The sequence below is a fragment of the Streptomyces sp. NPDC001668 genome (assembly GCF_042893155.1).
GTDB lineage: Bacteria > Actinomycetota > Actinomycetes > Streptomycetales > Streptomycetaceae > Streptomyces.
Genome location: NZ_JBIAUQ010000002.1, coordinates 143,493 through 165,837, shown reverse-complemented (window position 1 = coordinate 165,837; position 22,345 = coordinate 143,493). Strand labels below are relative to the sequence as shown.

The 22,345-nt window shown below is 68.2% G+C and carries 17 protein-coding genes and 2 pseudogenes; 6 read left to right on the top strand and 13 right to left on the bottom strand.

Going from position 1 to position 22,345, the window contains the following annotated elements; genetic code table 11:
- Positions 1-57: 57 nt before the first annotated feature.
- A pseudogene (locus tag ACFYZ8_RS06255) lies at positions 58-695 on the bottom strand (transposase); the annotation flags it as partial.
- A gap of 247 nt (positions 696-942) precedes the next feature.
- Complete coding sequence (locus ACFYZ8_RS06250; RefSeq protein WP_388531842.1) at positions 943-2,064, bottom strand: FAD-dependent oxidoreductase; 1,122 nt, start codon at positions 2,062-2,064, stop codon at positions 943-945.
- Between the two features lie 1,098 nt (positions 2,065-3,162).
- Here ACFYZ8_RS06250 and ACFYZ8_RS06245 point away from each other — a divergent pair.
- Both ACFYZ8_RS06245 and ACFYZ8_RS06240 read left to right on the top strand, forming a co-directional pair.
- Positions 3,163-3,732, top strand: coding sequence for a hypothetical protein (locus ACFYZ8_RS06245; protein ID WP_388531844.1), 570 nt, complete (start codon positions 3,163-3,165; stop codon positions 3,730-3,732).
- Between the two features lie 267 nt (positions 3,733-3,999).
- Entirely contained in the window at positions 4,000-4,995 is a 996-nt protein-coding gene (locus ACFYZ8_RS06240) for a TIGR01777 family oxidoreductase (protein ID WP_388531846.1), read from the top strand.
- 377 nt (positions 4,996-5,372) lie between these two features.
- On the opposite strand, the gene ACFYZ8_RS06235 is transcribed toward ACFYZ8_RS06240, so the two are convergent.
- Entirely contained in the window at positions 5,373-5,930 is a 558-nt protein-coding gene (locus ACFYZ8_RS06235; RefSeq protein ID WP_388531848.1) for a hypothetical protein, read from the bottom strand.
- A 195-nt stretch (positions 5,931-6,125) separates the two neighbouring features.
- Between ACFYZ8_RS06235 and ACFYZ8_RS06230 the strand changes: the two genes are divergently transcribed.
- Positions 6,126-6,890, top strand: coding sequence for an MBL fold metallo-hydrolase (locus ACFYZ8_RS06230; RefSeq protein ID WP_388531850.1), 765 nt, complete (start codon positions 6,126-6,128; stop codon positions 6,888-6,890).
- Between the two features lie 409 nt (positions 6,891-7,299).
- Here the strand turns inward: ACFYZ8_RS06230 and ACFYZ8_RS06225 are convergent, their stop codons facing one another.
- The 4 genes from ACFYZ8_RS06225 to ACFYZ8_RS06210 form a co-directional block, all read right to left on the bottom strand.
- Positions 7,300-8,277: a hypothetical protein gene (locus ACFYZ8_RS06225; protein WP_388531852.1), complete on the bottom strand. Its 978-nt coding sequence runs from the start codon at positions 8,275-8,277 to the stop codon at positions 7,300-7,302.
- A 258-nt stretch (positions 8,278-8,535) separates the two neighbouring features.
- Entirely contained in the window at positions 8,536-9,297 is a 762-nt protein-coding gene (locus ACFYZ8_RS06220; protein ID WP_388531854.1) for a ZIP family metal transporter, read from the bottom strand.
- Positions 9,298-9,385: 88 nt separating this feature from the next.
- Positions 9,386-9,991 carry a dihydrofolate reductase family protein gene (locus tag ACFYZ8_RS06215; RefSeq protein ID WP_359038844.1) on the bottom strand — a complete coding sequence of 202 codons (606 nt, stop codon included), beginning with the start codon at positions 9,989-9,991 and terminating at the stop codon, positions 9,386-9,388.
- A gap of 426 nt (positions 9,992-10,417) precedes the next feature.
- Positions 10,418-11,584, bottom strand: a complete 1,167-nt coding sequence (locus tag ACFYZ8_RS06210) for a sensor histidine kinase (protein ID WP_388531855.1) — start codon at positions 11,582-11,584, stop codon at positions 10,418-10,420.
- Positions 11,585-11,670: 86 nt separating this feature from the next.
- On the opposite strand from ACFYZ8_RS06210, the gene ACFYZ8_RS06205 reads away from it, so the two are divergent.
- Positions 11,671-12,039 carry a DUF4333 domain-containing protein gene (locus tag ACFYZ8_RS06205; protein WP_359038840.1) on the top strand — a complete coding sequence of 123 codons (369 nt, stop codon included), beginning with the start codon at positions 11,671-11,673 and terminating at the stop codon, positions 12,037-12,039.
- A gap of 28 nt (positions 12,040-12,067) precedes the next feature.
- Here ACFYZ8_RS06205 and ACFYZ8_RS06200 read toward each other — a convergent pair whose 3' ends face one another.
- Positions 12,068-13,633, bottom strand: coding sequence for a hypothetical protein (locus tag ACFYZ8_RS06200; protein WP_388531857.1), 1,566 nt, complete (start codon positions 13,631-13,633; stop codon positions 12,068-12,070).
- Positions 13,634-14,134: 501 nt separating this feature from the next.
- Here ACFYZ8_RS06200 and ACFYZ8_RS06195 point away from each other — a divergent pair.
- Positions 14,135-14,482, top strand: a complete 348-nt coding sequence (locus tag ACFYZ8_RS06195; protein ID WP_388531859.1) for a PadR family transcriptional regulator — start codon at positions 14,135-14,137, stop codon at positions 14,480-14,482.
- 838 nt (positions 14,483-15,320) lie between these two features.
- On the top strand, positions 15,321-16,619 hold the full coding sequence (locus ACFYZ8_RS06190; protein ID WP_388531861.1) for an SNG1 family protein: 1,299 nt from the start codon (positions 15,321-15,323) through the stop codon (positions 16,617-16,619).
- A 648-nt stretch (positions 16,620-17,267) separates the two neighbouring features.
- Here the strand turns inward: ACFYZ8_RS06190 and ACFYZ8_RS06185 are convergent.
- The 5 genes and pseudogenes from ACFYZ8_RS06185 to ACFYZ8_RS06165 form a co-directional block, all read right to left on the bottom strand.
- Positions 17,268-17,435, bottom strand: a complete 168-nt coding sequence (locus ACFYZ8_RS06185; RefSeq protein WP_388531863.1) for a hypothetical protein — start codon at positions 17,433-17,435, stop codon at positions 17,268-17,270.
- A gap of 991 nt (positions 17,436-18,426) precedes the next feature.
- Positions 18,427-19,281: an aminotransferase class IV family protein gene (locus ACFYZ8_RS06180; RefSeq protein WP_388531865.1), complete on the bottom strand. Its 855-nt coding sequence runs from the start codon at positions 19,279-19,281 to the stop codon at positions 18,427-18,429.
- Positions 19,194-19,778 carry a hypothetical protein gene (locus ACFYZ8_RS06175; protein WP_388531866.1) on the bottom strand — a complete coding sequence of 195 codons (585 nt, stop codon included), beginning with the start codon at positions 19,776-19,778 and terminating at the stop codon, positions 19,194-19,196. The genes ACFYZ8_RS06180 and ACFYZ8_RS06175 overlap by 88 nt, the downstream gene beginning before the upstream one ends.
- A gap of 323 nt (positions 19,779-20,101) precedes the next feature.
- Positions 20,102-20,737: pseudogene (locus ACFYZ8_RS06170) on the bottom strand (enoyl-CoA hydratase/isomerase family protein); the annotation flags it as partial.
- A gap of 353 nt (positions 20,738-21,090) precedes the next feature.
- The gene (locus tag ACFYZ8_RS06165) at positions 21,091-22,320 is read right to left on the bottom strand and encodes a metallophosphoesterase (RefSeq protein ID WP_388531868.1); all 1,230 of its coding nucleotides are present in this window, start codon (positions 22,318-22,320) and stop codon (positions 21,091-21,093) included.
- Between the last annotated feature and the right edge of the window lie 25 nt (positions 22,321-22,345).

The following is a 22,345-nucleotide window of genomic DNA, read 5'->3' as shown; positions in this document are numbered from 1 at the left end:
GTGCAGCCCACCGCCTGGTCTCGACATCGAACACAGGTGAGATGTCTGGCGTTGTGCCAGGCGACGCCGGGTAATGAGAGCCGGGGCAATGGCGACGAAGGCGAGGAAGTTCGGCTTTGCGAGACGGTCCGTTCGACAATCCAACGGTGCCGGCCGAGGCGCGGTGAAGACTCGATGCCCTTGCGGTCGATGCAGTGGCGGATGCCTCTCTTGCACGGCCACCATCGCCGCAGGTGGTCGTAGTCGTATCCCTTGTCGGCACCGAGCTTGGCCGGACGTCGGCGGCGTGGGCCGCGGCGGGAGCGGATGGGTGGGATCCCTCGCACCAGTGGTTTCCGTCGCGGGTGTTGGCGTCGGAGATACCCAGTGACAGGGGCAGAACATTCCGGACCGTGATCAGGTGAATTGTTCGATCGCGCTTGCCACGGTCGGCCGGATTCGGTCCGGTCAGTGGCCCCCTCTTTGCCGCCCGGAAACTGACGGAGTCGACCGCGCACCTCGAACAGTCCAAGTCTCCTCTGGCGCCGAGTTCGTCGAGGATGACCACGTGGAGCCTGGCCCAGCAGTTGCCGCCATGTACATCCTGAGGTGGCTACGAAGACGATCGCCGCCAGGCATTCGCGGCCACCAGCCCACCGTCCCCCGCCGCCCTGCGGACGTATGACCTGCGTCGGCGGGACCACCCGCCGGAACACCGTTCACAACTCGTCCGGCACCAACCGTGCAATCAGATCCGTCATGCACGACTCAACGGACGATCAGGCCATAGAGAGAGGAGTTACAACGGCTAACACAATGAGGTGGATCGGCACTGATGACCGTGTCCGGGGCGGGAGTTGAGCGTCGCGACTGGTGTGCGGACATCGCCGTGGGGCCAGGCTATGGCCACACCTGTTCCCAGCCGGGGCCGCGGCAAGATGATGGCGAACCCGGACCGGGGTATCAGGAGTGATCGAACAGAGTGACTACGCTCTGCGGTGCTTCCCGGCCGAAAAAGATTTCCAGGTTCTGCGCCGAGCGGCCTGCGGCGCCGCTACCACGCAGGAACAGCCGCTCTTCGTAGGCGGTGAGCGCGGCCTCGATGTCGGGTTGCTCAACCAGCTCGCTCGCCAGGTCGGCACCGTCGTACATGGCGAGGTTTGCGCCTTCGCCGGCAAAGGGCGACATCAGGTGCGCGGCGTCGCCGACGAGCGTGACGCCGGGCACCCTGTCCCATTCAAGCCCGACGGGAAGGGCGTAGATGGGTCGGAGGCAGGGTTCCGCGCAGCTCTCTGTCACAAAGGCGGTGAGCAGCGGCGACCAGCCGTCGAACTCGTCGGCGACTTGACGGAGGCCGGCGGACGGGTCGCCGAAGTCGATCGACCTCATCCACGTCTCGGGCTTGTTCAGCGCCACGTATCCGCGCACGTGCCCCTCGGAGTAGCGGTGGGCGATGATGCCTTTGCCCGGCGCGACCGCCATCAGCGTGCCGCTGCCGATCGCGGCCACGCTCGCCCGATGGTTCCGGCCGCCCGAGGTGAAGGCGATCTCTATGAAGCAGGTTCCGCTGTAGAGAGGCTCGGCGAGGGTGAGCAGCGGACGCACCTTCGACCAGGCACCGTCCGCGCCGATGACGATGTCGGCGCGTGTGTCGGAACCTTCCGTGAAGGTGAGGGCGTAGTCGCCCTCCGGACGGTGCCGGATCGAGGCGAGCTTGTGACCCCACCTGATCGTCCCGGGCGCGAGCGAGTCGATGAGCAGGCGCCTGAGTTCGCCCCGATCCACCTCTGGACGGGCCGAACCGGGGTCCGCGGGCATGTCGAAAAGGATTGTGCCGTGGCGGTCGACCACGCGCTTGGCGTCCTCGCCCGGTCGGACCAGAGTGAGGAACTCGTTGTACAGACCAGCTGCGCGAAGCGCGACCTGTCCGGTCTCTTCGTGGAGGTCGAGCAAGCCGCCCTGTGCACGGGTCGTCGCCGAAGCCTCACCCTCGTAGATCGTCGCGGCGATGCCGTGAACCTGAAGTACTCGGGCGAGCGTCAGCCCGCCCAGTCCCGCTCCGACAATGGCGATGGTCTTCTGCATGCTGCGCTCCTCTGTAGCGCCGACACGCGTCGGCGATTGTCAGCGCCGTGAGCGGACGGGATGTCCGGTCTCGGCAGGAGACGCTCACCGATCAGAACCATCTGCATCGATGTATGCGCGATGCCCGGCGGGTGGACCCGCGGGACATCGTTTTTCGCGACGCTGTGACTATAGCCCGGCATCCAGCCCGCAGCGGTCGGGGCCGCCCACGCTGCGACGCACCGCCCCCGCCACGTTCAGCGCCGATAGCCGCCTCGACCGGCTCGGCGGTGTCGTCGGGCGTGGTTGTCCGAGTGCTGCCTTGTCCACACAGGCTGCTGCAGTGGTCCGACTGGAGTACTAGCCGCTACAACACGACACGACTCACGGTGAGGCCCCTTGACCAGCCGGTGAAGGCCAGGCTGGACACGCTGATTGGTTCAAGTTCTGTCTGAGCGACGAGACTTCGCCAGGGGGTCTGGATGAACGCAGACACCGTCACCGCGATATGCGCGGTTGTGATCGCTGTCGCGTCGCTGGTTGTCTCGGTCTATCAGACCCACGCCATGCGGCAACACAGCCGCCACTCGGTGCGCCCGATACTCCAACTACACCGCGGCCGGCCGGTGGGAGGCAGAGCTGGGATCCGGCTCATCAACTCCGGACTCGGACCGGCGGTCATCGTCGACAGCACGCTCACCGTTGATGACGAAGTGATCGGCGCCTGGAACGCACCCGGTGTCGATTACGTCCGCGACCGCCCGTCGATCCGACCATCTGCCGTGACCTGCAACCAAGGAGAGGTCATTGGCACGGACTATGAACAGTACTTGCTGAGTGTCGCGAGCTACGACCCGCAGAACCACGTCGAAGTCGAGGATCTGATCGATCGGAGGCTCACACCCAAGATTCGCTACGAGTCCCTGTATGGCGGCGAGGACTACACCGCTGTTCTACGCCCAAATCGGAGTCTGAGTGGGGGTCCGGGCGGCTGGGCTGTGTCAGGGTGGGTCCGAATGCGCGGTGACCGTCGAAACCGTAATGTCGGGACATCGCGACGGGTCGTTCGGGGCTCAGGCGGCCAGGATCCCGAACTGTCGAGCGGAAGAAGAGGCCACCATGAAGAAGGCCACGGCAGCGCTTGCCGCACTGGTCATGGGCGCGACGCTGATCGTGACCGGCTGCTCGGAGAACGCCGGCAAAGACTCCAAGAAGTCGCAGTCACCCTCCCAGTCCCCGACCGCCCAGCTGCGTGGGGTCTATACGGCAACGACGACACACGCCGACCTTCTGGCCGCAGGCCCAGACCCTCACGAGGACATTCCGGAGAACTACGGCAAGTGGGTCTACGTCTTCAAAGGCGATCGCCTCGCCTACAGCCAGGAGAACAAGGACGCCTGTACCTGGGCCTACGGCAAAGTCAGCTTCTCGGGAGCGACATTCTCCTGGGAGATCATCGATGGTGGCTACACCAAGGCACCCCACAAGGGCTCCAACAAGCCCGGCGAATTCTTCAGCTTCGCTTTCAAGGTGCGGGGGACCACCCTGAAACTCTCGCCGGCCGGAACCGCGCCCGCGCCGTTCCTCCTCAAGCCGTGGCACCGGATCAGCGCCACCCCTTCCGACAAGTACTTCAGTCACAACTGCCCGCCCCCCGCGAAGTGGGCGACAGGTACAGGGAAGGCATAGGGGCAAACGGGCTCGGCGGCGGCTGCGGCGGCATCCCGCTCGACCGGGACGACGAAGTGGCCGCCGCCGAGCCGAAGCGGTTGTAGCGTCCGGCGGCACATCAGCTCAACCTCCGCGGCGGAGCCCCGGCCAGGTCGGCGACGGGCCGACGAACGAGAGCATCGACGACGGTCTGCACGGGCGCCCATTCCGACGCACACCAGACTCCTAGTTGAACACGTTCAAAAATGTCGGCTACCCTGATGCCAGCGAAGGCGAGGGGGAACCATGAAGGTAGTGCTGCCCGGAGGAACCGGGCAGGTGGGCAGGGTCCTCGACCGTGCGCTGACGGCGGCCGGCCACGAGGTCACAGTCATCACCCGTCATCCCGCGCGGGCCCGCGACATCGGCTGGGACGGGGCGACACTCGGGCCCTGGGCCGCGGCGATCGACGGCTGCGATGTCGTGATCAACCTGGCCGGACGCAGCGTCTCCTGCCGTTACACCGCCCAGAACCTGCGGGCGATGATGGACTCCCGGGTCGATTCCACCAGGGTGGTCGGCGAGGCGATCGCCGCCGCCGCGCGGCCACCGCGCGTCTGGCTGCAGATGAGTACGGCGACGGTCTACGCCCATCGCTTCGATGCCGCACACGACGAGGCGACCGGGGTGATCGGAGGGTCGGAGACCGGGGTGCCGGACTACTGGGCCTACAGCGTCAAGATCGCGGAGAACTGGGAACGGGCGCAGGCCGAGGCGCCGACTCCCACTACCCGAAAGGTGGCGCTGCGCTCGGCGATGGTCATGAGCCCGGATCGGGGCGGTGTGTTCGACGTGCTGTCGCGGCTGGTGCGTCTCGGACTGGGCGGTCCGGTGGCCGGCGGCGCGCAGTACGTCTCCTGGATCCATGAGGAGGACTTCGTGCGAGCCGTGGAGTTCCTGATCACCCGGGACGACCTCGAAGGGCCGGTGAACCTCGCCTCCCCCGGCCCTCTTCCGCACCGCGACTTCATGCGAGCGCTGCGTACCGCCTGGGGCGTCCCGGTGGGGCTTCCCGCCACGCGCTGGATGGCCGAGGTGGGCGCCTTCGCGCTGCGCTCGGACACGGAGTTGCTGCTCAAGAGCCGTCGGGTGGTGCCGGGTCGGCTGGATGAGGCCGGATTTACCTTCGCGTATCCCGACTGGGAGAGAGCCGCTACGTCCCTCGTGCGGCGAATGAAGAAAATGGCAGGTCGGCGGCGTCCTGCTGGCTTTCCCGGCCATGCCCGAAACAGTGCTCCCTGAACGGGATTTGGTGACTCTCCGAGTGCTTGGGATCGGACGGTCAGCCGAGGCCGGAGATCCGTGGGAGCCGTACGGAAGAGCTATCGGCGCAGGGCCCGTCAGCGACGTCGATTCACTCGTCCATGAGCGCTAGCGGGGTTCCGAATGCGCCGGTCACCAACTTCGGGCGTCAGGAACGCCGCCGGGTTCATGTTCGACGCGTTGCATTCGGGCTGTAGAACCGTGGCGTCAAGAATGGATGGTCCTAGCGTTCGCCCGGCCCGATGTGGCAGTGGCAGTGGCAGTGGCAGTGGCAGTGGCTGTGACAGAGGCGTGCGTGCTGGTTTTGGCCCTCCGATGCCTCGTTACTCTCAGGACCATGATCTGTTCCGCGCCTGCTACGGACTCCTCCGCCCTCGATCCCGGGTGGGTTGGGGCTTCGGCTGGTGACCGGCAGGAATGAAGGCGAGCACGTAGTCCTCGAAACCCTCATGTGCGCCCCACTCCTCACGTCCCATAGCTGCCTTGTATCGGTCTCGGGAATTCTGACGCCCTCTGGCGTAGACGTGGACGGTGTAGACCGTGGACGGGTCGAGTGGCAGCGAACGGTCATCGCACTGCCCTCCGGAGACCCAGCCCATGGCGGGCATCGCGGGGCCGGTGGTGGGGCCCGATATCCCCATCCGGCCTCCGTACACCGGCGGATAGGACCAGGCGCCCAGCAGTTGCCACTCCTGCGTCTGCTGGACAGGCGGGACATCTGACAGCATGAGCGTCACCCAAGCGTCGTGGGACTGCACATTACTGACGATGGTGAGCTGTCCGGGCCTGAGGATCACCGGAGCACCGGTGTGGAAGTCCGGTGCCTGCGCAGCGTCGTCGAATCCGGGCTCCACGAACTCGCTGACGTAGAAATGCGAGTAGGCGATGCTGACGACGCCGCTGATCAGGTCCATGGTCTGACGCTATGTGACCGTTACGCTGCCCGCGCTGAGTTCGTGGAATATGCGGCTCTGGCTCTGTGCCCTGCCGGGGGTGATGCCGGTCTCGTGGTAATGGAACCTCTTGATATCCGCCAGTGCGTCGTCTTTGAGCGATGAGTTTGACGGCGAATTGCAGTCTCAGCACGTAACCAACCGATGGGAGTGGAGATGAGCGTGCTGCGGCAGGTGGCTGACGGCGTCTGGGCCCGGCAGAGCGAGTGGGTCTGGTCTAATTCCATCGTCGTGCGCGGGGAGGACGGGCTGATCCTGGTCGATCCCGGTATCAACGGCTCCGAGTTGCAGGAACTCGCCGATGACCTGTACCGACTCGGCATTCCGGTGGTCGCCGGGTTCTGCACCCATCCCCACTGGGACCACCTGCTCTGGCATCACCGGTTCGGCGATGTACCGCGCTATGCCACCCCCGCCGCCGCCCACGTTGCTGGGGCGGCCCGTGAACGGGCGCAGGCGATGGCGGCGCAGAGCGCGGCCGGCATCCCCCTCGACCTGGTCGCGCTCATCACCCCGCTCCCCGCGGACTGCAGACCCGTACCGGGCGAGATCATCGAGCATCAGGCGCACGCTGCCGGCCACGCCGCGATCCTCCTCGCGGACCGGGGCGTCCTGATCGCCGGGGACATGCTCTCCGACGTCCTGATCCCGCTCCTCGATGTTCGCCAAGTCGGTCAGGTCGACGCCTACCAGACGGCACTCAACCGACTGGAAGAGGCCGCCAAGCACGCCGACGTCGTGGTCCCCGGCCATGGTGCCGTTGCCGAGGGCCCCCAGGTGGCGGCCCGCCTAGCCGCCGATCATGCCTACATCGACGCGCTCCGGCGGGGCCGGGAACCCGTCGACGCGCGTCTGGGGCCGCACGCGGACTGGCTCTCTGGCCCTCACCGCGCAAATCTGGAGCAGGCCCGAGGGATGTGAGAGCCCGGCGATTGCTGTGGAGTGTGAAGGATCGACAGGTCGACAATCTCGGTGGCACGCAAAGGCGTTCCGGCCGCTGACCGAGACCGGCGGGCAGGTCGGCGGCTGTACGACGGATTCGTCTGCCCTCACCCCGACGCCCTCTGGCTGATCGCGCCGGGGGCGACCCGTCGTGCGGTCAGCCGGCCTGTGCCGGGGCTTTCCGAGAGGCTCGGCGATCTCCAATGACGAACTTCTCGGAAAGGAGACGGTCTCACCCGATTTCGTCTGGAGGAAGCCATGAGAAGGCGTACGGCGGATGCCAGCCGTTGCCTGGATCCGAAGTCACCGCCGGTTTACGTCGCGCATGCCGAGGAAGTGGGCCGTGATGCTGTCAGATCCGGTCTCGGGGCGGCGCCTGATGGCGGGCTCAGTCGACCTCCGCCTCCGCGATCAGTGCATCGAGTGCCCTGCGCAGGGCGGCCAGTTCGGCCGGGGTGGGATCCGCCGGTTCGTGCGGCACCAGCGCAGCCGGGTTGACCACGGGGACGGCGCCGTGCGCACCAAGCACTGCAGTGGCGGCGGCAAGGACCGAGCCGTTGTCGGGGGGCGGGGTGCCGAGGCGGTCGGTGAGCCGCCGCAGGGCTGACGTGAGCGGGGTCTGCGGGAAGGGGAAGCCGGTGGGAAGCAGTCCGGCTTGGTGGGTGTGGTCGTCGCCGTGGAACTCCAGGGTCCAGTTCTCCCAGCGGGGCAGCGGCCAGGTGTGGATACCGGCCACGTTCTGCACTGCCCAGAGCGAGACGGTGCGGGCCTGCGGGTCGTAGTGGACGCCGCCGTACGGCATGTCGGTGAGCGCAGGAGTGGCCGGAGTCGCGAGGAGCAGGTCGATCAGACCGGGGCCGGCGCCGAGGTGATCGACGGGCTCCCAGTCGCTGCCCCACGCCTGAACGCTTCCGTCAGGCAGGAGCAGGGAGAGCACGGTGCAAGGGTCGGTGTCTTCGGTGGCCGCGAACCCGGCCGGCTCGAAGGTCTCGATCCAGCCCGGCGAACGCGTGAGATTCCGGCCGAGGCCCAGATGGTGGGTCAGATCGCCTATGCCGTCGTGCGCGAAGCGGACATCCCAGCCGGACCAGGTACGGGACAGTACGGCGCGGGCGGCTTCGTAGTCGGCCCAGCTGTCGGTGGAGGTGAACCAGAGCAGGACCTTGCGGTCGTGGTCGACGAGTGCGGCGCCCTCGCACCACACGTCGTCGAGCCATTCGTCGATCTCCCGGTTGGCGCGGAAGCAGCGTGTCGCCGCGACCGGACCGGCCAGCAGGTCGTCGACGACGCGGTTGGCGGCCCAGTGTGAGTAGTACCGCTGCCAGGCGCCGTTCTCGACCACCACGTATTGCGCTCGTGCTCCCATGATCAGCGAGGCTATCGCCGCTGAACGACAGGCGACGAACACTTTTTTGTGGACGTTCGAGTCCTTGGGCTGGGACGGACTCGGGGTCCTGCCAGTGCCTCCGGTTGTGGGCGACCGACGGCGCCCCGGCCCGCTGAGGCCCGCGCTGTTGCGATGCGATTCCTCCATATGGCATGGAACTGGCACTGCTGGAACAAGCGGCACACTGCCTGGTCCGACTACCGAACCCACTGCACCGAGACGCGCGCGACAACCTGCTCAGGCGTGGGAGAGGGCGAAGGAGACCAGGAAGCCGCTCACGGTGATCAGTCCGATGGCCAGGTGGGCGTCGTCGAACGCCTCGGGGATCATCGTGTCGGCGATCATGGCGAGAATCGCGCCGGCCGCCACTGCTGTGACCGCGGCGATCAGGGCGGGGGAGAGGGCGCCGACCACCGTGTAGCCGAGGACGGCCGACACCGTGCTCGCGACGGCGATCGCAGCCCAGACGCCGAAGACGTACCCCTTGGTGCGGCCGGCCTTCTTCATCCCCGCCGAACTGGACAGCCCCTCGGGCACGTTGCTGATGAACACCGCTGCCACGGTCACCAGACTGACCGCGCCCCCGTCGAGCAGGCTCACGCCGATCACCGCGGACTCCGGCACCCCGTCGAGCAACGCGCCGAGTGCGAGCGCCATCCCGGAACCGCCCTGCTGGGCCTCCGAGGGCTGCGCCGCAGCCTGCGCGTGACCGGAGCGCTTGCGGTGCCGGGCGCCTCGGCGGGCCAGCCACACATTGCCCGCCGTGTAGGCCAGGGCACCGATGAGGGTGCCGACGGCAGCGGGGGTGAGCCCTGCCTGGTCGTACGCCTCCCCGACCAGTTCGAAGGAGACCGCTGACAACAGCACCCCGGCGCCGAAGGCCATCACGGTCGCGATCACCTTCTGCGGCACCCGCAGCCCGTATCCCAGCGCGGCACCGAGCAGCAGCGCCGAGCCCGCCACCAACCCCCACAGTCCAGCCTGCACCACTTCAGCCATGCCGACGCGTGTACCCGCGATGGATGTGGATCAACGGACGGCCGGTGTGGCCATGCGAACAACGTCGGCGCTCGGGGCAGGAACAAGCTCAGTAGCTGTCGTAACCGGGTTTCCCGGTCGGCCGGTAGACGCCGACGATGGTGCCACCCTTCGTCGTCGACACGCTGACCGGCTCGAGCGCGGTGGGGACTGCTCCGCCGGCGAAGAGCCGCTTGCCGGTGCCGATGATCACTGGATGGATGGTCAGCCGGTATTCGTCGACGAGGCCGTGCTGCATGAGGGTCTGGGCGAGGTCGCCGCTGCCGACGACGTTGATGTTGCCGCCGTCGGACGCTTTCAGCTCGCGTACGGCGTCGGCGGTGTCGCCCTCCAGCAGCGTGGAGTTCTGCCACTCGACGGACGTCAGGGTTCGAGACGCCACGTACTTGTGCATGCTGTTCATTCGATCGGTGAACGGATTGTCGGGATCAGCGGTCGGCCAGTACGACGCGAAGATGTCATACGTCTTGCGGCCCAGAAGCATCGCGTCGGAGTCCTCGTACCAGCCGGCGATGGCCGCACCGACCTCGTCGTCGGTCACCGGCTTCTGCCAGCCGCCGTGCTCGAAGCCGCTCTGAACGTCTTCGTCCGGACCGCCCGGTGCCTGCATGACGCCGTCCAGCGTCAGGAACGTACAAACGATGATCTTGCGCATGGTGCGCTCCCTTCGTCGAGGGGTAGACGGCACGGCGACCACAAACTCATCGGCGCAGGTCGCCAAGGCTGCCGTGGCGGATCGACGAGGGAGTGCAAAGGCCGTCACCCCGCAGTGCGGGGGCCACATCAATCCGCCGCCGCTGTCAGCGTCGTCCATGACGTCGGAAGGCCACGCGGTAGTCATCGTCGACCTGCATGCCCGAGAAGCCGAGAGAACCATTCGTGCCCGGGCTTTTCCATGCGCGCGCAGGCGTTCGACGGGTTCCCTAGGGGTGCGCTGTTCGGTGAGCTCGTAGAGGAAGAACAATGGGGCGAACACGCTCGCATAGCCGATCAGGGCGCCCCGAGGTGCTGCACCCGGTGGATCGACCGCAGGTTCCTGCCGCACGTCCTCGGCTCTGACCCGCCCTGCCCCGCGCGTAGTTCAGTTCCCGCCGGTCGGGAGTACCGCTCGCAGTTCCCATCCCTGTCCGGCCCTGGGCCCGGTGTGCAGTTCGCCGCCCAGGGCGGTGACGCGTTCGCGCAGGCCGACGAGACCGAAGCCGCCGCCGTGTGCCGCGGCCGGGAGCTGGGTGCCGCCGCGGCCGTCGTCGGTCACCGTGACCTCCAGTTGCCGGGCGTCGTAGCGCAGGGCGACGGTGACCTGCGTGGCGTCGGCGGCATGGCGTCGTACGTTGGTCAGCGCCTCCTGGACGACGCGGAAGGCGGCCGTCTGCACTTCGTGCGGCAGATCATCCGGTACGTCGGTATGCCGGTCGAGGATGACCTGCTGGCCGGGGCTCATGAAGCCTTTCGCCAGGTCTGCGATGGTGGCCAGCTCTCCGACCGGGCGCAGGTCCGAGGCCGGCGACCTTGTGTCGCGCAGGACGCCGACCGTGCGGCGCATGGAGGCCAGGGCTTGTGTGGCGGCGCCTTCGATCGCTGCAAGGACGGGGTCGAGCTCTTCCGGCCTGTCGGGCGCCATCATGCGGGCCATCTGGGTCTGGACGAGGATGCCGGTGACATGGTGGGCGACGAAGTCGTGCAGATCGGCCGAGATCGCCAGTCGCTCTCCCCGCCGTGTCTCGGCGATCGCCACCGTACGGCGGTAGTCCAGCGAGCGCAGGTATGCGGCGAGCCCGGCGGTGAGCCCGACCAGGATCAGGCCGACCAGCTCATAGAGCGGTGCCTCGTCACCCGCCCACAGCGTCCGGAAGTACCGGGCCGGAGTGGCCAGCAGTGCACCCGCGCACGATAGACCGCACACCATGGCCCAGCGGGGTGGGCAGTGCCGTACGGCAATGAACAGCAGGCACAGCAGGACGGCGATCTCACCTGGGCCGAACGGGGCGTTGCGGTGTCGCAGGAGCGAGCCTGCCGTATAGAGGAACGACAGCAGTGCGGGTGCGCTGGTGCGTAGCTGCGGTGTCAGCCACCGGGGCCGTCGTGCGCTCGGCCACAGCACCGCGGTCAGGCCGGCCAGCAGGACGATCACCGGAGGCCAGAGCGCATAGCCGGTATCACTCGCGACGAGCAGATCGACGACCGATACCGCGAGCAGGGCGCCCACCGCAGCGCCTCGCGCGGCACTGCGCACCCAGGCGAGTCTCATGGAGATCACCGTATGCGGCGCAGGTGTCCGAGGGCGCGCACGATCAGGCTGGTACCTTTCGGGTTCTTGCATGTCAGGAGAGGGGTATGCCGGACAGTCGGTATCTCGTCGGCGTCGTCGGAGGCGCGGCCGCCGTGCTCGTCCTTGGCGGCATCGGCACCCGTCTGGCCTCCGGCACCGAATCGACGACCGAGCTCGACGAGTTCGACACCATGGTGGTGGACGGCCACAAAGCCCTGGAGCCCAGGATCGTCGCGGGTCGGACCCAGAGCAAGTACCACCCGCTTCCCTGGGTCGGTGAGCGGGTGCGGGTGTCCTGTCCCACCGGCCTGAAGAACGTCGTCGGCACGACCATCATCTGCACCGGGCAGAAGAACGACGGCACCACGATCGACATCCCGGTGACCGTGACCAGGGTGACGGAATCCCATATCACCTGGAAGTTCGCGCGTTGAGAGGGGCGCACCCGGCTCCTGCCGCACATCAGCACACGGTCCGAGTGGAGGGCGTCGGAGTGCCGTGCGCAAAGGCGTATTCGGACGAGATCTGGTAGAAGCCGGGGGCGTCGACTGTGAGACGGGTGAACTCGCCCTGCTTCCGCAGACACCCGCTGTTGTCGGCGTGCAGCCATGGTGAGTACTCGATGCGTGCCGTCACCGAGCCCGGCTTCGGCATGTGTACGACGAGAAACGCGTCCGAAGCACTCACGACCTCCGCGGGCGCCGGTACGAGTGGCACCGCGTTCCGCACCCGGTACAGCCGCCAGTGCGCGTCGCTCCACACCGGCTCCAGCCAAGCCGGACCACGGCGTATCAGGCGTGCCTCCGCCGCCCCGTACCGGTCGGGCTCGGCGTCGGACACGGCCACATAGCCGACGGCCCACCGGTCCAGCCAGGCCCGGTACGTCGCCGGGGACAGAGTGCCGTCGTAGAAAAGGCGGCCTCGCTCCATATCCAGCTGGGTGTTCCAGCCGCGCGCCATGTTGACGTGGGAGGAGAGCACGGCGGCCTCGCGGTGGTCGCGGGCGGGGACCACCTCGACCCGTCCACGAACCGCGCCGAGCCGGTCGAGTTCGCGTACGAGCCCGTGCGTGTCGGCGGCCCAGGCCGGGATCGCGTCCGAGCCCTTCAGGAAAGAGGTGGGCGTGCCCGAACCCAGCCAGAACAAGGAACCGGCCAGCGCCAGCGCCAGCCCGCCGCGTCGGTAAGGGGCGCGCTGGTCCGTGCAGAGCAAGCCGGCCAGCAATACGGCGGGAGCGAACAGGAGCGCCAGACGCTCGACGTTCGAGCCTATGGGGGAGGGCGTGAAGTAGGTGACCACGACGCCCACCGCGTACACCGCGCCACCGAGCCGCACCACCCGCCAGCCGCGCGGTACGAACGCGGCCACCGCGACACCCAGCAGCGCGGGCCACCAGATCCGCCCCGTCGCCATAGGCTGCTCGCCGCTGAACGGGAAGAGCAGTGTCGTCGCACCGACGACCACGAATGGCGGAAGCATGAGCACGGCGGCCCGCCTCCAGTCGCGGACCAGGCCATAGGCCGCGCCAGCGACCACCAGGAACAGCCCGGCCACCGGACTGCCCGTCGTCGCGAGCATGGCGTACCCGGCGGCCAGCCCAAGGCGCCTTTGGCCCACCAGCAGCACACACGCGGCCAGCCCGAAGGCGACGCCCAGCGCGAAGGTCACGCGGCCCGCCGCGACATCGACCCACAGTCCGAACGCAGCCATCAACGCGGGCGCCAGCGGACGTCTTATCCCGGAGCGGACCAGCAGAACGGCGGCCAACCAGCCGGCGGCCAGGCCGGAGACGACACCGATCGTGCGCACGCCGAAGAAGCCCATCAAGTACGGCGACAGAAGGCTGTAGTTCGCCGTGTGCAGCCCGCCGAACCAGAACAGTCCGTACGCCGAGTCGCCATGCTCGGCGGCGAAACGTGCCCACGTGTCCTGGGCCGCCAGGTCACCGCCGCCATTGGCACGCATGAACGCCCACGCGAGATACAGCGGAAGCATCGTCACCGTGGCGAGGAGCGGCACACGATGCATGCGGAGGAGGCCGCCGGTAAACCCTCGTCGGGCTTCCCGCTGTGCCAGAGGAGCGCCCCGCGCAGGGTCGATCTCCGTGTCGACGGCGACTGTCATACGGGGACGTCTCCCTTCGAGGATGGACACACCGACGGCAGCCCAGACTGGGGTGTGGGACATGCGAGGCCGTGCCTGTACTCAGGCCCAGTGCACCGCCTGCCGTCGCTTGAATTCTCGGCCGGACCGCAGGTCAGAGGCATCAGCCGTTCAGCCGAGCTGTCCGCGTTACGGCGCCGGAGAATCGGCCATTCAGCCGAGGCAGCGACCGTTCGTCCGTGCCAGAGCCTCCATCGCAAGCGGCTCGGGCGACGCGGCTGCGCAGTCGTGTGTGGGACGGGAAGGGCGGGAATTCACCAGGACTCGGACGGCGCCAACGGCGGGCCAGAGCAGGGGGGCGCCACTGCGATGACATGGCGTGATTACTTCTATAAAGCCCGTATATAGGCTATGTAGAGTACGGGTATGGGGACATTGCGTATGACCCTGCAGACCCAGCTGGTGCTGCGGGCCTTGCTTGAGGATCCCGCCAAACAGCGCTACGGCCTGGAGCTGTGCGAGCTGGCGGGACTGCCGTCGGGCACGATCTATCCGATTCTGGCCCGCCTGGAACGAGCCGGCTGGGTGGACAGCATCTGGGAAGACCCCGCCGTGCACGAGGAAGCCGGCCGTCCCCGCCGCCGCTTCTACCAGATCACCGAGGACGGCGCCGAACAGGCGCGCGGCGCCCTCACGCACGCCTACCGCGCTCGCAAACAGCCTCTTCCGGGGTGGGTCGCCGCGCACCCGGTATCCGACGGGGGAGCGTCATGAACGTCGATCGTCGGTAAGTGGCCCTGCGGTGCCCATGGCTTGGCCACCGCCGTCGCCGGCCAACGTCCTGAACGTCGTGCGCCCGCACTACGCCCACGAGGGCGCCGCCCGGGGTGAGTTGGCCCGCGGCTGTGTTCTGTGCGGCCTTGGTGCACGACAAGGAGGACACCCGCTGCCCGCCGGGCCGTATCGCCGAGCGTTTCGGTGAGGACATCGCTCAGCAGAGGTCAGCCGTCCGCGTCGCCCATCTCGGAAGGGCAGCCGGACGAGGGGTGGATTCGCTGGCAACGGCAGGGTCGCCGCGCCCAGCCTGAGGCATGCCAGGACCAGGGCCGTGTAGTCGACGCCTGGCGAAGCCGCAGATCGCGACGAAGCGCCGCGGCCGTACCGGCTCTTGGGCGTCCTTGCGCCACTCGGCCGCGATCGCGTCGGTCCGTTCCCGCAGTTCGCGTCGGTGGTCTCCGTGGACCGGGCGACCTCGGCGGTGTGTCGGCGTCCCTGCGCGTTGCGGCGGATCCCACAGGCGTACGGGCCGCGTCGCCGACGGGTGGCGTGCGACGTAAGGCATGGACGGCCCCGACTTGGCATATGGAAACTGATCGGTTTACTATTGTCTTGAAACCGGCCGGTTTCCATTTTGGGAGCCGGCCGGGACCGTGATCCACGGGGTGCTGTCGCCAGCTTCGCCGTCGGCAGTCGGGGCGTCGGCAGGGCTTGTCCTCAACTGTCGCCGTCCGCCGTGCTGAAGGGTCTTGCGACAGGAAATCCCCGGTCAGCGATGGTGCCGTCCGGTCTCCCTCCTCCCGATGTAGCTGTGTTGTCCAGGCCGGAGTAAGTCATGAACGGAATTCACCCCTTCCGCGTGCTGCGCGCGAAACCCCTCTGGATCGCCAGCGGCGTCATCACCGGAGTTCTCGCGCTGTTGTTCGCCGTGCTGTACGTCGGCGCCAACATCGACCCGGCCGGCCACATGAAGAAGCTGCCCGTCGGTCTGGTCAACGCCGACAAGGGGGCCGCGATCGGCGGCAAGCAGGTCAACCTGGGCGCCCAGATCACCCACTCGATCAGCAAGTCCACCGCGGGAGGGGACAAGGTCGACTGGAGGGTGATGGACGAGGGGAAGGTGAAGGAGGAACTCGGCAAGGGCAAGCTGTACGGTGCGCTCGTCGTGCCCGCCGACTTCACGTCCTCGGTCGCCGCCCTGACCGGCACCGAGGCCGCCGGAACCCCGGTCCGCCCGGAGTTGACGGTCCTCACCAACCAGTCGGCCGGCAGTCTGGGCTCCGGTCTGGCCCGGACGGCGACGATGCAGGCGGCCGAGAGTGCATCGCTCCAGGTGGGCAAGGAGCTGTCCGCACAGGCCGGCGCCCAGCAGGCGAAGCTGCCCGCCGCGGCACGCGTCCTGTTGGCCGATCCGGCCGCCGTGACGGTGAAGGACGGTCATCCGATCGACTCGCACAGTGGCCTGGGCCTGACGGCTTTCTACTACGCGCTCGCCCTCGTTGTGTGCGGCATGCTCTCCGCCAACGTGATCAGCGGCCAGGTGGACCACGCCCTCGGCTACACCCACAACGACATGGGCCCGCTGCGCATCCACCGTCCGCTGATCCCGGCGACCCGGGTGCAGACCCTCGCCATCAGCAGCACCCTCATGGCTGTCCTGTCCCTGGTGATGGGCACCCTGGTCATGGTCGGCGCCGTGGGCATCATGGGCATGGACGCTTCACACCTGCCGCTGCTGTGGCTCTTCTCGGTGTGCGCCGTCGCGGTCTCCGGGATCGGCGCGCTCACCCTCCTCGCCGTGTTCGGCACGCCCGGCATGTTGGTGGCGACGCTGGTCTTCATCGGCATGGCGGTGCCGACGGCCAACGCCACCACACCGATTCAGGCGCTGCCCGGCTTCTACCGCTTCCTCGCGGAGTTCGAGCCGCTGCGCCAGATCGCGGGCGGCATCCGCGCGATCCTCTATTACGACGCGCAGGGCGACGCGGGCCTGACCCGGGGGTGGGTCATGATGGCCGCCGGCCTCGTGGCGGCCCTGCTGTTCGGCTTCGGGGTGCTGGGGTGGTACGACCGCAAGGGACTGCACCGCATCCCGGTCGAGACGGCGCCCGAGAAGAACGCCACCTCGGTGTAGCAAACCTCCACCGCAGCACTCAGGGCGGGCCATTGTGCGGAGTGGCCCGGTGTGTAGCCCCCGTGGGGACGAGGGGCGTGCACACCATCAGGGCTCGGCGACGGTCTTCTCCCCTCGAGACCGTCGCCGAGCCTGCGCGTGGATTACAGGTGCCGGGACGACTCCGGGCCGATCCCGAAACGGCGTCAACGTCGGCGTCGACGCCCTGAGCAAGCGGTGTAAGTGCCGAAGCGCTTCATGTCCGGCTGTTCGAGAGCACGGCCGACCTGCTGGCAGCAAGCCCGAAGGAGCGCGCCGCCGTTCGTGGCCGGCCTCGTGAAAAACCCCGGCCGCCGACGACTGCCACACCCGGGCGAGCCGATCTTGCCCCTTTTCGAGCAAATGGAGTCCCCAGGTGGGCGCGCCCGACTTCTTGGCGCGGCGCGAGCGCTCCGACCTGATGCCCCGCCCGTTGATGCTGGTCTTCGATGGTGCCGGCGCACGCGCGGGCCTTGGGACCAACGCGATGACAAGACTCATCGCACTTACAGTGGTGCCTTGTTGGCGCGGCTGGGGTGCGCTGACGCCTGAACCCTCGCCGCTCGGCCCCGTCCCCCTACTTGGCAGATGCGCGATGGCGGTGAGAGTGTCACCGAGCATGCCGTGGGGCTATCGCGCGGGTGCGTTGCCAGCCCGCAGGTGGGAGGCATCCTCGGTAAAGGTGGTGTCGCCGACGTGGTGCAGCGTCTCGATCTTCCAGTGGGGGCGGACGAGTTCGGCGAGCTGGACCGCGGGGATCTGCTCGGTAGTCAGGCCGGTGAAGACGTAGACCGTCATGGCGGTGGTCTTGCCGGTCCTGCGGTCCTGCGGACGGGCCCGGCGGGTTCCGGGGAAGGTAGTCGGCGTGCGCGTGCTCGCGCTGCGTGTGCAGGGCGTCGCTGGTGACTACGGACCCGACCAGGTCGGCGACGCTGGTCAGCGGCGACGGCAGCAGGCGATCTCGTAGCAACGCTGAAAGCCTGGTGTGAGTTGCCCCGTCAGGGCAATCGCCTGAGCCACGACACGGCAAGGCCGTAAGCAACGGCCGACACAGCAAGACCTGTGAGGACCGTAGCGGTGTACGCCCTGTCGGGCCACGTGTGTCTGAAGAACCCGAACGTGGCGTCACGAGTGATGAGGAATGCTGCGAGGGCGGCGAACATTCCACCCGCGGACTGCCGGGTCCACCGTCCGGGCTTCGACGCGACGTGGCCACCCGGGCGAGGAACAAGAGGTTCTGTCACTCGCCACTTGTACCAGTCCCGACGGCACTCATCAATGGCAGTTTGGCTGGCCCAGGCCTGCACGCGGCAGACCTTCGGCTGCACTTCTGACAGTGTCATCCGGCATCGGCAAAGAGACCGCCCCCGCGCTGGTCGCAGCGGATTTCGATGTGGCTGGCACAAGTCGCGTCGCTGCCGAAGACCCTGGTGCACGCCTCGGGTGCCTGCGCTGCGCCGAGATCCTGTTTGAACCGGGTCTACGGGCTGTCTCGCAAGCGGATCTTCTGGCTGCCTCGGGCACGGTGGGCCACCGTGCGGCCACTGGCCTATCCGGCGAGGGCGAGGTTGTGCATCCGTACGATCGAGGCCGGCACCTGTAAAGGGAGCCGCCCGGCGGGATCGCCGTTGAGTTGGACGCCGACGTTCGACAAGCGCGACTCCCGCGAGCGGCATGGCGCCGAGTGCGGGATCAATCGCCGCGATCACCACCGGGCCGTGGCCATGAAATACGACAGACTGGCCGTCCGGTGAACGAGTGGCTGTGACCAGCATGGTCCCAGCCGCGCCTACACGGTTTGCCAGGGGTTGGTCTCGTAGCAGTTGACGAGCAGGTCCGTCACGTCCGGATCGACGGTCAACGCCACCGAGTCGATGCCCGCGACCGGGACGGCCGGCGAGATGGAGTTCGAGAGGAAGGCTGCGAGGGCGGGGGTGTCGGACGCCCAGGCTCCGAGGTCTCGAAGGTGGATCTCACGCCGGTCGGACGGGATGCCCTTGGCCGCCAGTCCTCGCTGCAGCAGCTGCATCGTGATTCCCGGCAGTACGGCGGCCTCGGGCCAGATGACCCGCTCGCTGTCGAAGAAACCGATGTTCGAGATCGAGGCTTCGCTGATGCGGCCGTGGCGATCGGTGAACAGCATGTCGTCGTATCCGGCGAGCACCGCCTGGCGTCGGCGGAGGCTGAGTCCGAACGTCCCGGCGTGCTTGACGTGGGGAAGGTCCCGCTCGTACTGCACGGTCCGTAGCCGCACTGGTGAGGTCCGCGCCGTGATGGGAGCGCTCGTTGCCACGGCCACGTCCGGTTCTACGTCCTCGCCGCGCAGCACGGCTTCCTGATGGCGGCTGAAGACGGTCACCCGAACGGACACCGCTTCCGGGCAATGATGGAGCGCGTGCCACAGGCAGGAGCGCACCCGATCGGCGTCGAGGGCCGTTCCGAACAGCTCCCGTGTACCGTCGTCCAGCCGCTTCAGGTGCAGATCCAGTCCTCGGACGGCTCTGTCCCGCACCTGCATCGAGGAGAAATGCGAGTAGTTGGACCGCGCGAGGATCTTCAGATCCGCGGTGTCGGCTTCGGCACCGTTGACTTCCACCCGGTCGATGACGACCCCTCCCTCGCTCGTCCCCAGCCCCGCGGCCATCTCCCGACCACCTTAGGTACCGCTGAGACGCCAAGCGAACTAGATCGACTTTCTTCAACAGGCTCCAGCCGGTGAACGGGGTTGTCGAGGACGGCTCGGACACGGTGAGCCCGGTCCATGGAGGCAGGGTCACCGCGTCCGGCTGTCACCATCACTCGAGGGTCGTGGTGGAGCCGGACGGCAACCAGTGGGGCGTGTCGATCGGCGAGTCGTCCCACCGGAGCGAGGGCGCCGAAGTCGATCCGGCCGCCCAAGTGGAGGTCATTTCGGACGTAGAAGCGCACCACGCTGTCCCAGACGGCGTTGTTGAGGCCGTCGGGCGACGAGAAGAAGTGCTCGACGGTGCACTCGAACGCGGTGGGCGTGCCCTTGATGCGCGGCGGACGCACGGCTTCGGACGGCACCTTCTCCAGCCCGACCGCGTCGAATTCGTCGACATCGGGCTCGAACTCGGAGGCGCTGCGGTTCAAGCCGTCGATCTGCGGCAGGGTGGCCATGTTGGTGACGAACTCGCCGGTGTCCCGGATGTTGACGAAGCTGTCCTTGGAGCGTGGCGCCGTCCGCGCGCGGCTGGAACGACAGCGAGATCCGGGGCGAGAACCGGGGCGGTTGCGCCCGACGACCGTGAAGAAGGAGATGGGGCCAGGTTGCCCACGCCCTCGGTGGACAGGGTGCTCACCCAGGCGATGGGGCGGGGGATGACACTGCCGATGAGCACCTTGTAGGCGGACTTCGCGTCCAGGTCCGCGGAGTCGATGATCATGTGGTGTCCTCTGGCTGGCGGTGAGTGGGGGAGTGGGGGATCAGCGGCCCTCGAAGATCAGCGGCCCTTGACGTCCTCGGTCTCGAAGAGCGGGACGGCGAGGTCGAACAGCCGCTGGTCGGCGGCCGGGATGCCGCCCGTGGCCCGGGCGCGCAGCAACGCCTTGTGCACGACGTGAGCCCGCGTGGGGCCCTGGGCGATCTTTTGGGCGAAGGTCTCGGCTTCGGTGCGCAGTTGGTCGTCGGGGACGACGCGGTTGATGACCCCGGCCTCGGGCATGACCGAGGCGGGTACCTGCTCGGAGGCCAGTGCCCATTCGTAGGCGCGGGCCCGGCCGGCCCGTTCGGCCACGCGGTAGATCCCGCCGAGGAGGGTGACGTTGCCGAGTGACTGTTCGGTATGGCCGAAGCGGGCGCTCTCGCCGGCGAGGATGATGTCGGCGCGCAGGACCAGTTCGAACCCGCCGCCGTAGCACAGCCCCTGGACCGCGGCCACGACCGGAACGGGGAGCTGCTCGAACCGGTTGATCACGGCCATGTCCTGGTCGAAGTCGGCTCGCAGGCTGGTGCGTTCAGCGTCGACCCAGGGCCGGAAGTCGCCACCGTAGCTGAAGTCGGGTCCCTCGGCCCGCAGGACGACGGTGCGGGCCGAACTGCGCGTGATGGCGTCGACGGCTTCGCTGAGCTCCTCGGCGAACTCGGGTGCGAATCAGTTCTGCGGGGGGTTGTCGAAGACGATCGTGGCGACATCGCCCTCGAGGGAGTGGGTGAGAACGGGCATGGCATTTCCTTGGCTCGGGACAGTGCGGGCGGGCTCGCGGCTCATCGGGCGAGGCGCTCGTGGAACCCGGCTCCGGGCAGAATGCGCCGCGATGGGCACTGCGTTCTGTACGGGGCGAAGTGGCTCCCGCGGATGAGCGCGGCAAGAGCGCGACCGAGTCGCACATGATGGAGCTCGGTTTCCTCGTCAAGGGCGTCGGCGTCGCCCAAGGCCTCGCCGTCGTGCTCGAGAGGTGAACGGGCCGCAAGATGTCAACCCGTTGACCGCTACGTCGACGCCGGCGAGTGCGGGGAGCGGAGCACGAGCAGGGTGATCTCGCTGGGGGCGAAGACACGGAACGGCGGGCCCCAGAAACCGGTGCCGCGGCTGGTGTAGAGAAGGGTGCGGGGGCCGTGGTGGGTGAGGCCGGCGAGGGCGGGCTGGTCGAGGCGGACGAGGTGGTGGAAGGGCCAGATCTGGCCGCCGTGGGTGTGCCCGGACAGTTGGAGGTCGATGCCGGCGGCTGCCGCCCGGTCGATGAACTTGGGCTGGTGCGCCAGGAGCAGGACGGGCAGGTCGGGGTCAGCGCCGTCCAGGGCCCCGGCGAGGTGGGCGCGGTGGCCTGCGAGACCGGAGGACTCGGCGGTGACGTCGTCCACGCCGGCGACCACGAGGGTGTCGCCGCCGCGTTCGAGCAGCAGATGGCGGTTGCGCAAGGGCTCCCATCCCAGCTCGTCCATCAGGTCGACCCAGCCCTGGGCCTCGCTGTAGTACTCGTGGTTGCCGGTGACGTACACACGGGCCCGGGTGGCCTGCACGGTTGCCAGGGGGGCGGCCTGGGCGCGCCGGCGTTCGGCGGTGCCGTCCGCGATGTCGCCGGTGTGGCAGACCAGATCGGCTTCCAGGGTGTTCACCGTCTCGCACACCCGTGCCGACCAGCGGGCGCGGTCGAGCGGGCCGTAGTGGGTGTCGGTGATGAGGGCGACGCGGATACCGTCCAACCCGGCACCCAGCCGGGGGAGTCGCACCTCGAGTCGGCGCACGCGTGGCACGCGGCGAGCCTCGGCGTAACCCCAGGCGAGCAGTACGGCGGTCACACCGAGGACGGCCCAGGCGACGATGCGGGCCCGGTCCTGGCCCTCGCCGACCCCGGCCACGGTCAGGGCGAGCCGCAAGAAGACGCCGAGCAGAACGGACCAGGTGAACAGGACCCAGCTCGCCCCCAGCAGGGTGTCACCGACGATCGCCGCCCGGTCCTGCTGACGGCGGCCGTGGCCGCGCACCATGGCGAGCGGCATACCGGCGAGGCCGAGGGCGAACAGGGCGGTGCAGATCAGCGTGACGGGCAGCGGCCACTGCTGGCCGCTGTACAGGAGCACCCAGCACGGCACGGCCCACAGCAGGACAGGGGCGATCAGGGGGAGGTAGCGCATCAGGCGAAGCAGTCGGCTCTGTCGGCTCTGCCGCGGAGCTCGCTCCGCGCCGTCCGCGGGTCGGGTGTCGCTGGTGTCGGTCACGCCTGCCCTCTCTGACCGGACTGCC

Bases quoted from the DNA above. Each gene is read 5' to 3' on its own strand.
- ACFYZ8_RS06205 (WP_359038840.1), top strand. From the start codon at position 11,671: ATGCCGGACAGTCGGTATCTCGTCGGCGTCGTCGGAGGCGCGGCCGCC.
- ACFYZ8_RS06190 (WP_388531861.1), top strand. From the start codon at position 15,321: ATGAACGGAATTCACCCCTTCCGCGTGCTGCGCGCGAAACCCCTCTGG.
- ACFYZ8_RS06215 (WP_359038844.1), bottom strand. From the start codon at position 9,991: ATGCGCAAGATCATCGTTTGTACGTTCCTGACGCTGGACGGCGTCATG.
- ACFYZ8_RS06220 (WP_388531854.1), bottom strand. From the start codon at position 9,297: ATGGCTGAAGTGGTGCAGGCTGGACTGTGGGGGTTGGTGGCGGGCTCG.
- ACFYZ8_RS06185 (WP_388531863.1), bottom strand. From the start codon at position 17,435: ATGACGGTCTACGTCTTCACCGGCCTGACTACCGAGCAGATCCCCGCG.
- ACFYZ8_RS06245 (WP_388531844.1), top strand. From the start codon at position 3,163: ATGAAGAAGGCCACGGCAGCGCTTGCCGCACTGGTCATGGGCGCGACG.
- ACFYZ8_RS06250 (WP_388531842.1), bottom strand. From the start codon at position 2,064: ATGCAGAAGACCATCGCCATTGTCGGAGCGGGACTGGGCGGGCTGACG.
- ACFYZ8_RS06195 (WP_388531859.1), top strand. From the start codon at position 14,135: ATGGGGACATTGCGTATGACCCTGCAGACCCAGCTGGTGCTGCGGGCC.
- ACFYZ8_RS06235 (WP_388531848.1), bottom strand. From the start codon at position 5,930: ATGGACCTGATCAGCGGCGTCGTCAGCATCGCCTACTCGCATTTCTAC.
- ACFYZ8_RS06230 (WP_388531850.1), top strand. From the start codon at position 6,126: ATGAGCGTGCTGCGGCAGGTGGCTGACGGCGTCTGGGCCCGGCAGAGC.
- ACFYZ8_RS06210 (WP_388531855.1), bottom strand. From the start codon at position 11,584: ATGAGACTCGCCTGGGTGCGCAGTGCCGCGCGAGGCGCTGCGGTGGGC.
- ACFYZ8_RS06180 (WP_388531865.1), bottom strand. From the start codon at position 19,281: ATGGCCGCGGGGCTGGGGACGAGCGAGGGAGGGGTCGTCATCGACCGG.
- ACFYZ8_RS06225 (WP_388531852.1), bottom strand. From the start codon at position 8,277: ATGGGAGCACGAGCGCAATACGTGGTGGTCGAGAACGGCGCCTGGCAG.
- ACFYZ8_RS06200 (WP_388531857.1), bottom strand. From the start codon at position 13,633: ATGCATCGTGTGCCGCTCCTCGCCACGGTGACGATGCTTCCGCTGTAT.
- ACFYZ8_RS06175 (WP_388531866.1), bottom strand. From the start codon at position 19,778: ATGGCCACCCTGCCGCAGATCGACGGCTTGAACCGCAGCGCCTCCGAG.
- ACFYZ8_RS06240 (WP_388531846.1), top strand. From the start codon at position 4,000: ATGAAGGTAGTGCTGCCCGGAGGAACCGGGCAGGTGGGCAGGGTCCTC.